Here is a 13,173-nt window from a genome sequence, read left to right as displayed (position 1 = left end):
CAGGGGCGCCGCCGACCACCAGACGGGCAGCTGGGTGCCGTCGGCGCGCAGCAGTACGGCCCTGTCCCCGCTGACCCGGCGTCCGGCGGCGACCACGCTGTGGGCGGGCTGCTGGACGGGCACGCCGTGCTCGCCGGCGCGCGGCGGGTGCAGCGCGAGCTGCGCGTCGAGTCCGACGAGGCCGCCGGGGGCGTAGCCGAGAAGGTGTTCGGCCCAGGGGTTGCAGGCGATGACGCGGCCGGTGGCGTCGACGGCGTACATACCGGCCCCCGCGTGGTCGAACAGCGCGGACAGCAGGTCGCCGTCGGCGTACCCGCCCGGTTCCAGGCCGCGGTCGGAGCTGACGTCTGAGCTGACGTCGGACATGATCTCCCCCACGTAGTGTGTCTGCCGCGCGCCGGCGGCAGGGCCTTGCGGACCATGGTTCGGCGGCCCCGTCACGAGGTCAGCCGGACCGCCCCTCGCAGGCGGCCTTCCGATCCGCGTACCCGGGGATGACCTCGGAGAGTCCGGTCAGTTCGAGCAGTTTGCTGACCTGTGAGCCCGCCGCGGCGATCCGCAGCCCGCCGCCGGGCCGCGCCTCCGCCCGGCGCATTCCGTACACCAGCACACCGATACCGGCGGAGTCCATGAACGACACGAGGGCGAGGTCGAGCACGATCCGGGTCCTGTTCTCGGCCAGCAGCGCGTCGAGCGCCTCACGTACCTCGGGCACCAGGCCCAGGTCCACCTCTCCCGCGAGCACGACCACCGCCCAGTCCCCCGGACCGTCGGCCAGGTGCACGGTGGATGCCGGAACCAGCACTGTGGTTCCTCCTCACGCTGAAGAGCCCGATCATGTCACCTGTTCGGCGGGGGCGGGACGCGGGCGGCCGAACCGTACCGGCACGCCGGGCGAGTAGAGCACGCTCACCGGACCGTCCGCCGGTGCGGGCAGCCCGGCGGCGGTCAGCAGGTCCTCGGAGAGCTCGGTCAGTTCGGCGCGGTGCAGGTCCCAGCGCGGATGGCTGTTCGGCAGGAAGAGCGGGCGTCCCAGCACGGTGTTGTGCAGCCCCCAGCGGGCCGTCACGAAGTGTTCGAGCGCGGTGGGCTCCTCGACGCGCTCCCCCACCCGCAGCCGGATCCTGCTGGCCGCGCCGCGCGGTCCCGGCCACCGCCTGCGGCTGGTGTACGTGAGGGTGTCGCCGTCGCGTTCGACGGTCATCCGGGACCAGACGTACGGCAGCGCGAAGGCGGCCCTGGCGACGGCGACGGGGATCAGCCGGGAGGCGTCGAGCGAGCGGAAGACCACACCGCGCCTGCCCTGTCCGTCGACGGAGTACAACCGGACGTTGGTCTCGGGGAAGCTGCCCAGATACGGGATGCCGGGCAGCCGGAGCCAGCCGATGCGGTGCATGCGGAAGGCGACGAGTCCCACGTAGGTGGTCCCGTCGAGGGTGTCGGGGACGGTCCCCGGCGGCAGCAGCGGAGCCACCGTCGCCGGGTCGGCGGCCCAGTGCAGGAAGGCGAGGTCCAGCCACGACTGGGTGAGCAGGGGTCTCGGCTCCTGCCTGGGCGGATCGGGGGTGACCGGCTCGGGCGTGACCGGTTCGGGGGCGCTGGCGGTGGGCGGCACGCGGCCAGCATCGCAGAAGTCCACCCGCCGCCCGGGCCCCGGTCAGGAACCGGCGAGTTCGCGCACGGTCGCCATGTCGCTGAACGGGATCAGCTGCTCGCCGACGATCTGGTACGGCTCGCTGCCCTTGCCCGCGATGAGCACGATGTCGTCGCGCCCGGCGGAGGCCAGCGCGAAGGCGATGGCCTCGCGGCGGTCGGCGAGCCGCTCGTACGGGGTGCCGGTGGCGGCGAGGCCGGGGGCGATCTGGTCCAGGATCGCCTCCGGGTCCTCGTCACGCGGGTTGTCGGAGGTCAGCACGCACAGATCGGAGTGTGTGCCGGCGATCTCGCCCATGGTGGCGCGCTTGGTGATGTCGCGGTCGCCGCCGCAGCCGAAGACGGTGAGGACCCGGCCGCGCGCGAAGTCCTTGATGGTGGTGAGGACTTTCTCCAGCGAGTCGGGCGAGTGCGCGTAGTCCACGATGACGGCGGTGCCCTTCGGGGTCTCGAAGCGCTCGAACCGGCCGGGGATCGGCGGCATCCGGTCGAGTGCGCCCACCAGCCCGCGCAGGTCGTGGCCGAGCTGGTGGCAGGCGGCGAGGGTGGCGAGGGCGTTGGCCACCGAGAAGCGGCCGGGGACCGGGATCGCCGCCGGGTACTTGTGTCCCGCGTGGTGCAGGGTGAAGCGCGTGCCGAAGGCGTCCATGTGCAGATCGGTCGCCCGGTAGTCGGCCTCGGCGTCCAGCGCGTACGTCTTGACGTTCCCCGGCATCATCGCGGCGATCCCGGCGCCCACCGGGTCGTCGGCGTTGACGACGGCGCGCCGGCAGAGTCCCTGGAACAGCCGGAGTTTGGCGTCCCGGTAGTTCTCCATCGTGCCGTGGTCGTCGAGGTGGTCCTGCGTCAGGTTGGTGAAGATGCCGACGTCGATGAAGGAGTGGTCGACGCGGTGCGTGAGCAGCCCCATCGAGGTGGCCTCCAGCACGACGGTCCCGACCGAGCGGTCCCGCATGACGCCCAGCAGGTACTGGAAGTCGGGCGACTCGGGTGTGGTCAGCACGGATCTCGGCATGGGGATCAGCTCGTCGCCGATCCGGCTGCCTGCCGTGCCGATGACGCCGACGTGGGCGCCTTCGGCGAGTCGCAGCACGGACTCCACCATGTAGGAGACGGAGGTCTTTCCGTTGGTACCGGTGACGGCCACCATGTCCATCGCGCGGCCCGGTTCGCCGTAGTAGCGGGAGGCGACGACGGCCGCGGTCACCCGGGTGTCGCGTACCCGCACCACGCACACGTTCTCGTCGGCGGCCCAGGCGGGCGCCGGCAGGTCGGGAGAGCCCGCGTCGACCAGTACGGCGACGGCGCCGCGGGCGAGCGCGGGGCCGACCGACTCGGGGCCGCCCTCCCGGTGTCCCGGCACCGCGATGAACAGCGAGCCCGGGGTGGCCCGGTGGGCGTCGAAGCAGGTGCCCGCGGTGATCGCCGTCTCCGTGTCGCCCTGCAGAATCTGGTGGTCGTGTCCGGCGAGCAACTCGCTCAGCTTCACAGGGATCCTCTCGAAGGTGCGGCGTCACCGGCCGTACGGCGGGCACCGAGGGGCGCCCGTCGCGCGCCGTGGCGTCGCTGGGGTGTGGGGAGATACGGGACGTGCGCCGTACGGGAAAGTGCGGATGGTGGGATGCCGCGCCTGGGGGCGCCGGTGCCTCTGGGGCCGGGGCGGACCTGGCTGATGCCGGTCCTGGCGTACGGCGGGATCAGGGCCGCGCTGCCGTCCGGGATACCTCGGGACGTGTTAGCCGTGGCCGTGCAGGGCGCGGCAGCCGGCTTCCGGTGCGGACACCGGGCCGGGGCCGTTCGCCACCGCGTGAGCGGCGGCCGAACACAGCGCGCAGGGCACGGCCTGTCGCAGGCACTCCCTCATCGCACGTGTACAACCCATAAGAGGAGTGTACGTGCGATGGGGCCCTCCCGGCCCTGTCCGCACCCCGGAAAGATCTCGAAGGGCGGCCCGCCGATGCGGACCGCCCTTCGGAACTACGTGCTGAGCCGGGTGATTGTGGCTGTGCCGTCAGGCTCCCTGGCCGCTGCCGCCGGCCGCGCCGGACGCCGCCTTGATGCCCTTGGTGATCTGGTCCATGACTGTCAGCTTGGGCGCCTTGGTGTTGACGTCGAAGCCGGAGCGGACGAGAACCAGCAGCTTGGGGCTGGACGGTGACGGGAAGGCCAGCGACTGCACATAGCCGTCGTCGCCCTTGGCCGTGACGACCTTCCACCGCACCAGATAGCCCTGCTGGCCCGCCACGGTGACCGCTTCGGACTTGAGCTGCTGGTGCGAGGTGATCTTTCCGTAGACCGAGCCGCCGTACGACTCCTTGGCGTTGGCGGCGATGTCCTTCTCCGCGGTCGCCTTGGCGGTCGTCGCCTGGTTGTTCAGGGCCGCGGCCGGCGAGGAGGAGACCCCGCCGCGCTCGCACATCTTGGAGGCGTCGCCCGGGCACTTGTAGTCGCCGGTCGAGACGGCGGCGCCGACCGTGCCCGACTGGCCCTTCCAGCCGTCCGGCACGGGGATGCTGATGCCGCTCGCCGCGTCGGTGGCGAAGCCCGCCTCGGTCTGCGGCTGCTGCGGTCCGCCGTTCTGGCCGCCGCCGGTGCTGCCACCGCCGTCGTCCCCGCCGCCGCTTCCTCCGGTGTCCCCGCCGCCGTTGCCACCGCCGCCGAGACCGCCGTTCCCGCCACCGAGACCGCCGTCGCCGCCCAGGCCGCCGTTGTCGCCTCCGCCACCGGGCTGTGAGGGGGCCGCGGACGGGGCGGAACTCGCGTTGTCGTCGTCGCCGCCGCTCCGCCCGAGCAGATAGAAACCGCCGGCCAGCGCCGCGGCCACCACCACGGCGGTGGCACCGATGGCGAATCGCCGGCCGCGCCTGCGGGGGGCCGGTGGGGGCGCCGCCGGGTAGGGCGGCGCTCCGGGGGCGCCCCAGGCCGCCGGGTCGGCGGAGCGGAGCTGATCGGTCCACGCCGATCCGTCCCACCATCGTTCCTGACGGGGGCCGTCACCTGTGTGTCCTGGATCGGGATGCCAGCCTGGCGGAGTCGAATACGTCACGGCTTCACCTTAAACACCTTGTCTGAAAGGCCGGTGAGAGGCTCATGAGAATAACGACGGCACCACCCCTCTGACGGCTCCGAGTTCCAGCAGATCCTGCGGCCGCAGCCGTAGCTGGTCGGCTGTCGCGCGGATCTCCTCCGGGGGGCGTTTGAGGATCGACGCGGCGGCCTCGGGCGCGATGACGGAGAAGTAACTGTCCGGTGTGGCCCAGGTGTTGCCGGGAGCGGACAGGGCCAGTGCGCCGCCCGAGCCGCCTTCGCCGATCAGCAGCGTGGTGACCGGGACCCGGACGGTGGCCATGGCGGCGAAGCAGTCGGCGATGGCGGCGCCCGCGCCGGTGCGTTCCGCCTCGGCGTCGTTGGCGGCGCCGGGTGTGTCGACGAGCGTGAGGACCGGGATGGAGAGCCGGTCGGCGAGCCGGATCAGCCGGGCGGCGGTCCGGTAGCCGGCCGGCAGGGTGGGGGTGCCGCACTGCGCCGCGTAGGCGACCGTACGCCCGTCGCGCCGTCCGAAGCCGCAGAGCATGCCGGGGTCGGTGCCGCCGCAGCGGTCGCCGTTGACCGGCTCGGATCCGCTGAAGTACGCGTTGAGGTAGGCGGCCGCGCGTGGCCGCAGCGGTGATCTGGCCTGGCCGACCGCGTCCCAGCCGCTGCCGGGCAGGCCGGTGTGACCGAGCCCCACGGGCGGTGGCGCGGGCTCGGTGGAGGCTCCGGTGAGCAGAGTCAGCCAGCGGGCGACGGCTGCCCGCAGGTCGCCCTCGGCCACGATGCCGTCGATATGACCGGCCGCCAGCTGGGCCTCGGCCGTGTACGCGTACGGGTCGGCGTCGGCCGGCCGGACCCGCGATCCGGCGAAGCCGATCTGGGCGCCCGGCAGCGCCAGTACGACATCGGCGCCCGCGCCGAGCGTGGCCCAGCCGCCGCCGGCTGTGGGGTCGCGCACCACCGCGAGCTGCGGCAGCCCCGCGCTCCGGTTGAGCGCCGACTGCCGTGCCACCCGCTGGAGTTGGAGCAGCGCGCGGATGCCTTCCTGCATGCGGCTGCCGCCGGTGGCGATCAGTGAGACGACGGGCAGCCGTGCTTCGCGGGCGTGGGTGTAGGCCACTTCGAGCCGGTCGCCGGTGGCTTCGCCGAGCGAGCCGCCGAGGAAGCCGAACTCGAAGGAGATCAGCACCGCTTGGCCGCCGCCGATGCGTGCAAGACCGCAGACGACGGATTCGTCCTCGCCGGTGAGTTCGACGGCGCGGGCGCGCTGTTCGTCGTACCCCTTCCAGCCGAGCGGTCCGCCGGGCGCCGATTCGCGGCGCGGGGCGGGCAGTTCGGTGAAGGTGCCGGGGGCGCCGCCGGTGACGGCGGCAATCGCCTGACGTGCCGTCAGGCGGCCGGCTCTGCCACTGGTCCCGTCGGCCGCTCCGCTGTCAGCCATGGAGCGCCCGCTTCATGATCTTGCCCATGTCGTTGCGGGGCAGGGCATCCAGATAGCGCACGACGCGCGGCCGTTTGTGCGCCGACAGCTGCGCGGTCACATGCGCGGCGAGGGCTTCGGGGGTCGGTGGTTGGCCGGGCTGTTCGGGGACGATCCAGGCGACGATCCGCTCGCCGAGGTCGTCGTCGGGCTCCCCCGTCACCGCCGCCTCGCGCACACCCGGGTGTTCGAGCAGGACGCTCTCGATCTCGCCCGCGCCGATCTTGTAGCCCCCGCTCTTGATCAGGTCGGTGGCCTTGCGGCCGACGATCCGGATGTTGCCCTCCGCGTCACGGGTGGCCATGTCCCCGGTGCGGAACCAGCCGTCGGTCATGGCGGCCGCGGTCGCGTCGGGCCGGTTCAGATACTCCGTGAACAGGTTCGGGCCGCGTACCTGGATCTCGCCGATGGTCTCGCCGTCCGACGCGTCGAGCACCGCGTCCGACTCGTCGACGAGCCGCAACTCCACACCGGGGAGCGGCGGTCCGACCGTTCCGGTGCGCGGTTCGCCGTCGGCGCGGACACTGGTGTTCATCAGCGTCTCCGTCATGCCGTAGCGCTCGACGACGCCGCGCCCGGTCGCCGCCGCGATACGCCGGTGGTCGTGGACGGGCAGCCCGGCGGACCCCGACACCAGCAGCCGGGCACCGGCCAGGGTCTTCACGAGCGCGGGGTCGTCGGGGAGCGCTTCCGCGACGCGGTGGTACATGGTCGGTACGCCGAAGAGCATGGTGCCGCCCCCGGCGAGCGCGCGGGCGACGGCCCCGTTCTCGAAGCGGCCCAGATGGACGACGGAGCCGCCCCGGCGCAGCGGGCCGAGGATGCCGAGGATCAGTCCGTGGACGTGGAAGAGCGGCAGCGCGTGGACCAGGACGTCGTCGGCGGTCCACTGCCAGGCGTCGGCGAGCGCGTCGAGGGTGGCGGCGACGGCGCGCCGTGACAGGACGGCGCCCTTCGGCGGGCCTGTGGTGCCGGAGGTGTAGACGATCAGTGCGGGTGACTCGGCAGAAGGCTCGTCGGGCAGTGCGGCGCCGGGTCCTGACGCCCGAGGGTCGACGCGTTCCAGCCCGGCCAGCGCGGGCGGGAGTTCGGCGTCCTGCTCCGCGATGACCAGCGAGGGCGCGCTGTCGGTCACGACATGGGCCAGCTCGCGCTCCCCGCTGCCGGGGTTGACCGGTACGGCGGGCACCCCGGCGAGCAGCGCTGCCACCACGCCCACCGCTGTGCCCAGGGTGGGGGTCGCCCACACGGCGACCCGGTCGCTGCCCGCTATCCGGGCGGCGACGCCGGTCGCCGTAGCGGCCAGCTCGTCGTAGCTGAGCGTGCGGTCGCCGAATCGCAGGGCGGGCCGGTCCGAGCCCGTTGCCAGGGCTGGGAAAAGAGAGGACACGCGTCGTTCTCCAGGGGTGTCGACGAGTCTGGCCGGTCGACACGAAGCCTGGCACACGCACGGGAAAGCCCCGACTGGTTCGGGGGGTTCCAGTCGGGGCCGTTCCTGGGTGGCCGCTCAGCCACATATGGATGAACGCTCAACCATAGGTCGGTGTTCCAGGGCGCCCGTACTCCCCCGTGTGAGCTGTGCCACCGGAAGTCAGCCCCGGGTGGCGGTGGGGACACCTTCCTCCTGCCGCCCGGCCACGACGGGCGACCCGGCGACCGGACGGCCCGCCGGGTGGGTACGGCGCTCAAGGGCGCCGGAGACGAGGGCGAGCGCGAGCGCCGAAGCGGCGAGCGCCGCGCCGACCCAGTTGGGCGCCGTATAGCCGAATCCGGCGGAGATGACGATGCCGCCGAGCCAGGCGGCGAGTGCGTTGCCGAGGTTGAAGGCGCCGATGTTGACGGCGGACGCCAGGGTCGGTGCCGCGGACGCCTGGTCGAGCACCCGCTTCTGCAGCGGCGGTACCGTCGCGAAGCCGAGGGCTCCGATCAGCAGGATCGTGACGGCGGAGGCGGCCTTGTTGTGGGCGGTGAGCGTGAACAGCGCCATGACGACGGCGAGCGAGCCGAGCGAGACGTAGAGCAGCGGCATCAGACGGCGGTCGGCGAACTTCCCGCCGACGAGGTTGCCCACGACCATGCCGACGCCGAGCAGCACCAGCAGCCAGGTGACGGAGGAGTCGGCGAAGCCGGCCGTCTCGGTCATCATCGGCGCGATGTAGGTGATCGCGGCGAAGACCGCGCCGAAGCCGAGGACCGTCATCGCCATGGCGAGCAGCACCTGCGCGTTGCGGAAGGCGGCCAGTTCGTGGCGCAGCCGTACACCCTGCGGCCTCGGCTGTTCCGGCACCAGCTTGGCGATGCCGACGAGACCGACGACGCCGAGGGCGGCGACGACGAAGAACGTGGCGCGCCAGCCGACGCTCTGTCCGATGTAGGTGCCGAGCGGTACGCCGACGACGTTGGCGACGGTGAGTCCGGTGAACATCATGGCGATGGCGCCGGCCTTCTTGTGCGGCGCGACCAGTCCCGCGGCGACGACGGAGCCGATCCCGAAGAACGCTCCGTGGGCGAGGGATGCCACGACACGCCCGGCCAGCATCATGCCGAAGCCGGTGGCGAGCGCGGACAGGACGTTACCCGCGACGAAGAACCCCATCAGGAGCATCAGCATGCGTTTGCGCGAGATCCGGGTGCCGAGGAGCGTCATCAGCGGTGCGCCGGCGACGACCCCGAGCGCGTAGCCGGTCACCAGCAGCCCCGCGGTCGGGATCGTGACACCGAAGTCGGCGGCGACGTCGGGGAGCAGCCCCATGATCACGAACTCGGTCGTGCCGATACCGAAGGCCCCGATGGCCAGGGCGATGAGTGCGAGCGGCATGGACTGTCGCCTTTCCGAGGATGATTGCACGTGCGCTTAACAAGCGTCGACAATACTTGCACACGCCGACTACTTGCAAGCGCACTCTATTGCAGTCGTGCCCTATCCTGGACAGCAGCACCCGTACCGGCCGCACCCCCTCCCGCAGGAGCACGCATGACCGCCACCGACCCCGCGCTCACCGGCCTCGCCCAGGGCTGGTGCGCCCTCTCGCTGCTGCACGACAGGATCGAGAGCCACATAGAGCGCGCCCTTCAGGCGGCCCACGAGCTGAGCGCGCGCGAGTACTCGCTGCTGGACGTGCTCAGCAGACAGCACGACGGCGAGGGCGGCCATCTGCAGATGAAGCAGGTCGCCGAGGCCGTGGTGCTCAGCCAGAGCGCCACGACCCGGCTGGTGACCCGCCTTGAGGACCGCGGCCTGCTGGTCCGCTATCTCTGCCCCACCGACCGCAGGGGCATCTACACCAACGTGAGCGCCCCGGGTCTCGACCTGCTCGCCGAGGCACGGCCGACCAACGCCGCGGCGCTGCGCGAGGCGCTGGACGCCGCGGCGCGGCTGCCGCAGCTGGCTCCGCTGGTGCGGACCCTGGAATCCCTCGAAGCGCCGGTCGGCTGAGCGGACCGCGTCCCGCACCAGTACGCGAAAGAGCCGGGCAGCCCCCTCCTGGGGTGCTGCCCGGCTCTCGTGTCAGGCGTTCAGGCGCGTCCGGCCGGCGTCAGGTCAGCCGCGGCCTGTCCCGTAGCGGCGTTCGAAGCGCTCCACGCGTCCTGCCGTGTCCACGACCCGGCCCTTGCCGGTGTAGAACGGGTGGCTCGCGGAGGAGATCTCCACGTCGATGACGGGGTACGTGTTGCCGTCCTCCCACTCCACCCGCTGAGTCGAGTCAGCGGTGGAACGGGTCAGGAAGGCTGCTCCCGCGGCGCGGTCGCGGTAGACGACCGGACGGGAAACGGGGTGGATACGAGGCTTCATTACGTGATCCTTCCTCGGAACGACGATTACGGAGTGACGGTCTCGGGCGCCCGGAACGGGGCGCCGCGCGGTCAGCGGGTCTCGCGGAACACGACGTGCTCGCCGGCCACGGAGTCGAACTTGCGCAGCTCCAGCCGGTCGGGGTCGTTCCTACGGTTCTTGCGCGTCACGTAGGTCTGTCCCGTACCCGCGGTGGAGCGCAGGGTGATGACCGGGCGGATCTCGCTGCGTGCCATGAACATCTCCAGACACTGTCTCTGAACGCCGCCCCCGGCCTCAGCCGGGAATGGGTTTCGTTTGCATCAAGCGGTACATGCGGTGTAACGCGACGACCCCCGGTGGCATTCCCGCCATGTCCCGTCCGCCGTTACAGGGGACACTGGTGGCGAGCAGGCCGCCGGGGACTCCGGCGGCAGGACGGTCAGACAGCGGGAAGTGGGCGGCACCGATGGGTGAGTTGATCCTCGTACGGCACGGCGAGACCGCCTGGTCCCTCTCCGGGCAGCACACCGGCCTCACCGACCTCCCGCTCACCGAGAACGGTGAGAGACAGGCCGTCGCCGTCGTGCCGCTGCTGGCGGGGCTCAAGATCGGGCTGACGCTGGTCAGCCCGGCGCAGCGGACCCGGCGTACCGCTGAGCTGGCCGGTCTCGACCCCTACGAGGTCGTACCGGATCTGCACGAGTGGGACTACGGCGGCTACGAGGGCGTCACGACCGAGGAGATCTACGAGACCCGGCCCGGCTGGGACCTGTGGACCGACGGAGTGACGCCCGGCCCCGCCGACCACCCGGGCGAGAGCCCGGCGGCGGTCGGTGAGCGCGCCGACCGGGTGCTCACCAGGGTCCTGGAGGCGCTGCGCACCTCGGACGACGACGTCGTGCTCGTGTCGCACGGCCACTTCCTGCGCGTGCTCACCGCCCGCTACCTCGGTCTCGCGCCGGCCGGCGGCGGGTACTTCAAGCTGGAGACCGGCACGATCTCCCGGCTCGGCACCGAGCACGACCGCCCGGTGATGACCGCGTGGAACGTGGAGATCCCGCAGGACCTCCAGCGCTCGGCCGAGCAGGAGAAGGCGGACGTGGCCTGACCCGGAACGGCCTCGATTTCGCGCCCTTCGCCCCCTTTGTTCGGCACGGCGCTGCGGGAAAGTACCCCGTTTATGCAGTTTGATCATCGGGTACCCGCAGCCAGCACCGTTGACGCCGGTGGAGCCGCTGTCCAGCAGGAGGCAGAGTATGAGCCGTTCCGGAGCCCCCACGATGGGGACCATCACCACCAAGGTCCCGTCGAGGCTCGACCGCCTCCCGTGGTCCCGATGGCACTGGATGATCGTGATCGGACTGGGGACGGTCTGGATCCTGGACGGTCTCGAAGTCACCGTCGTCGGGAACATCGCGAGCCGGCTGTCGGAGGACGGCAGCGGGCTGCCGATCTCCGACTCGCAGGTCACGGGTCTGGCCGCCGCGCTGTATGTGGCGGGCTCCTGTTCGGGCGCGCTGTTCTTCGGCTGGCTCACCGACCGGTTCGGCCGCAAGAAGCTCTTCCTCATCACCCTCGCCGTCTATCTCGCGGCGACGGCGGCGACGGCGCTCTCCTTCTCCGTCTGGTGGTTCTTCCTCTTCCGCTTCCTCACCGGCTTCGGCATCGGCGGCGAGTACGCGGCCATCAACTCGGCGATCGACGAGCTGATTCCGAGCAAGTACCGGGGCCGGGTCGACCTCATCATCAACGGCAGCTACTGGCTCGGCGCGATGGGCGGCGCCCTGCTCTCCGTGCTGGCGCTGAACACCGACATCTTCCCGAAGGATGTCGGCTGGCGGCTCACCTTCGCCCTCGGGGTCGTACTCGGCCTGGTCATCCTGCTGGTCAGGCGGCATGTCCCGGAGAGCCCCCGGTGGATGTTCATCCACGGGCAGTCGGAGGGCGCGAACGAACTCGTCGACGGCGTGGAGCGGCAGATCGAGGCGGAGAAGGGCAAGCCGCTGCCCGAGCCCGGATCGGCCATCACCATCGAACAGCGCCGCTCCGTCGGGTTCGGCGAGATCGCCACGTCGCTCTTCCAGCAGTACCCCAAGCGGGCGATTCTCGGCTTCTCGCTCTTCGTCGGACAGGCGTTCCTCTACAACGCCATCACCTTCGGCTTCGGCTCGATCCTGGTGAACTTCTTCGACGTCTCCAGCGGTTCGACGGGCTACTTCTTCGCCGCCATCGCCTTCGGCAACTTCCTGGGCCCGCTGCTGCTCGGCCGGCTCTTCGACACCGTGGGCCGCCGGAAGATGATCTCGGGCACCTACATCCTCTCCGGCCTGCTGCTGTTCGTCACCGCCTGGGTGTTCAACAGCGGCTGGCTCAACGCGACGACCATGACCATCTGCTGGGCCGGAGTGCTGTTCTTCGCCTCGGCGGGCGCCAGCTCCGCGTATCTGACGGTCAGCGAGGTCTTCCCGATGGAGACCCGCGCCATGGCCATCGCGTTCTTCTACGCGATCGGCACGGCGGCCGGCGGTATCTCGGGCCCGCTGCTCTTCTCCAGCCTCACGTCGAGCGGGAACGTCGGTGACGCGGTCATCGCGTTCTGCATCGGCGCCTCCCTGATGGTGCTCGCGGGCCTGGTCGCCGTGGTCTTCGCGGTGGCGGCCGAGGGCAAGTCCCTCGAAGACATCGCGGCGCCGCTGTCCGCCCGTAAACCGACCGACGGCGACACCCCGACGGCCTAGCGGTCTCGGCACAGCGGCGCGCCCCCCGACGGACGGATCCGTCGGGGGGCGCGCCGCTGTACAGCTCGCGCGGGTCAGGCGTCGGTGGGGGCACCCGCCGTCTTCTGCCGGCGGCTCAGCGCCGAGCCGGACAGGACAGCGGCGAGTACGGCGCAGACCACGGCGGCCGTGGTCGCCCAGCCGAACGAGTTGCCCAGGCTGTTCGCCAGCAGGTGGACGGTGCCGAAGCCGGCCGCCACCGAGTGGGCCGCCACGATCGCGACCGCCGCCAGGGCGCTCGCCGCCCAGACCCAGACCGTGTCCTGGACCGCCAGCAGGACGGCCAGCACCAGACACAGGACGGTGACGACGAGCGACACGCCGTTGGCGTACCCGCCGGACCGCAGCCCGGCGAAGTCGGTCGGCAGATGGATCACGCCGATCACGAGCAGCGCGACGGCGGCGGGCCAGCGCAGCACCGAGCGCAGGGCGGGCGAGACCGTACGGTCGGCCGT

General features: G+C 71.7%; 13 protein-coding genes and 1 pseudogene. 3 read left to right on the top strand and 11 right to left on the bottom strand.

Going from position 1 to position 13,173, the window contains the following annotated elements:
- The 8 genes from HY68_RS44205 to HY68_RS29480 form a co-directional block, all read right to left on the bottom strand.
- Window positions 1-366, bottom strand: a 366-nt coding sequence (locus HY68_RS44205; RefSeq protein ID WP_198533370.1) for a PAS domain S-box protein, incomplete at its 3' end; no start/stop codon positions are given.
- 79 nt (window positions 367-445) lie between these two features.
- A complete protein-coding gene (locus HY68_RS29510) occupies window positions 446-805 on the bottom strand; it encodes an STAS domain-containing protein (protein ID WP_052457222.1) in 360 nt (119 codons plus the stop codon).
- A 30-nt stretch (window positions 806-835) separates the two neighbouring features.
- Complete coding sequence (locus HY68_RS29505) at window positions 836-1,615, bottom strand: DUF2071 domain-containing protein (RefSeq protein ID WP_041994597.1); 780 nt, start codon at window positions 1,613-1,615, stop codon at window positions 836-838.
- A 42-nt stretch (window positions 1,616-1,657) separates the two neighbouring features.
- A complete protein-coding gene (locus tag HY68_RS29500; protein WP_041994594.1) occupies window positions 1,658-3,142 on the bottom strand; it encodes a UDP-N-acetylmuramoyl-L-alanyl-D-glutamate--2,6-diaminopimelate ligase in 1,485 nt (494 codons plus the stop codon).
- A gap of 522 nt (window positions 3,143-3,664) precedes the next feature.
- Window positions 3,665-4,699, bottom strand: coding sequence for a DUF2510 domain-containing protein (locus HY68_RS29495; RefSeq protein WP_078863856.1), 1,035 nt, complete (start codon window positions 4,697-4,699; stop codon window positions 3,665-3,667).
- A gap of 42 nt (window positions 4,700-4,741) precedes the next feature.
- Entirely contained in the window at window positions 4,742-6,127 is a 1,386-nt protein-coding gene (locus HY68_RS29490; RefSeq protein ID WP_078863855.1) for a carboxyl transferase domain-containing protein, read from the bottom strand.
- The gene (locus HY68_RS29485; RefSeq protein WP_041994589.1) at window positions 6,120-7,556 is read right to left on the bottom strand and encodes an acyl-CoA synthetase; all 1,437 of its coding nucleotides are present in this window, start codon (window positions 7,554-7,556) and stop codon (window positions 6,120-6,122) included. Before HY68_RS29485 ends, HY68_RS29490 begins: the two co-directional genes overlap by 8 nt.
- Before the next feature lie 201 nt (window positions 7,557-7,757).
- Window positions 7,758-8,984: an MFS transporter gene (locus HY68_RS29480; protein WP_041994585.1), complete on the bottom strand. Its 1,227-nt coding sequence runs from the start codon at window positions 8,982-8,984 to the stop codon at window positions 7,758-7,760.
- A gap of 156 nt (window positions 8,985-9,140) precedes the next feature.
- Here HY68_RS29480 and HY68_RS29475 point away from each other — a divergent pair, with 156 nt between their 5' ends.
- A complete protein-coding gene (locus tag HY68_RS29475; protein ID WP_041994582.1) occupies window positions 9,141-9,602 on the top strand; it encodes a MarR family transcriptional regulator in 462 nt (153 codons plus the stop codon).
- Window positions 9,603-9,707: 105 nt separating this feature from the next.
- On the opposite strand, the gene HY68_RS29470 is transcribed toward HY68_RS29475, so the two are convergent.
- On the bottom strand, window positions 9,708-9,959 hold the full coding sequence (locus HY68_RS29470) for a type B 50S ribosomal protein L31 (protein WP_041994579.1): 252 nt from the start codon (window positions 9,957-9,959) through the stop codon (window positions 9,708-9,710).
- A 71-nt stretch (window positions 9,960-10,030) separates the two neighbouring features.
- Window positions 10,031-10,195, bottom strand: coding sequence for a 50S ribosomal protein L33 (rpmG, locus tag HY68_RS39725; protein ID WP_052457308.1), 165 nt, complete (start codon window positions 10,193-10,195; stop codon window positions 10,031-10,033).
- A 212-nt stretch (window positions 10,196-10,407) separates the two neighbouring features.
- Here rpmG and HY68_RS29465 point away from each other — a divergent pair, with 212 nt between their 5' ends.
- Both HY68_RS29465 and HY68_RS29460 read left to right on the top strand, forming a co-directional pair.
- Window positions 10,408-11,049 (top strand): histidine phosphatase family protein, encoded by a 642-nt coding sequence (locus tag HY68_RS29465; RefSeq protein ID WP_041994575.1) that lies wholly within the window; start codon window positions 10,408-10,410, stop codon window positions 11,047-11,049.
- Between the two features lie 148 nt (window positions 11,050-11,197).
- Window positions 11,198-12,679: an MFS transporter gene (locus tag HY68_RS29460; protein WP_041994572.1), complete on the top strand. Its 1,482-nt coding sequence runs from the start codon at window positions 11,198-11,200 to the stop codon at window positions 12,677-12,679.
- A 74-nt stretch (window positions 12,680-12,753) separates the two neighbouring features.
- Here HY68_RS29460 and HY68_RS29455 read toward each other — a convergent pair.
- Window positions 12,754-13,173, bottom strand: a pseudogene (locus HY68_RS29455) (hypothetical protein); the annotation flags it as partial.

It is taken from the genome of Streptomyces sp. AcH 505 (assembly GCF_000818175.1).
In the GTDB taxonomy this organism is placed as follows: Bacteria; Actinomycetota; Actinomycetes; order Streptomycetales; family Streptomycetaceae; genus Streptomyces.
Note: the sequence above shows the minus strand (reverse complement) of the source record. Positions and strands in the feature narration are given on the sequence as shown.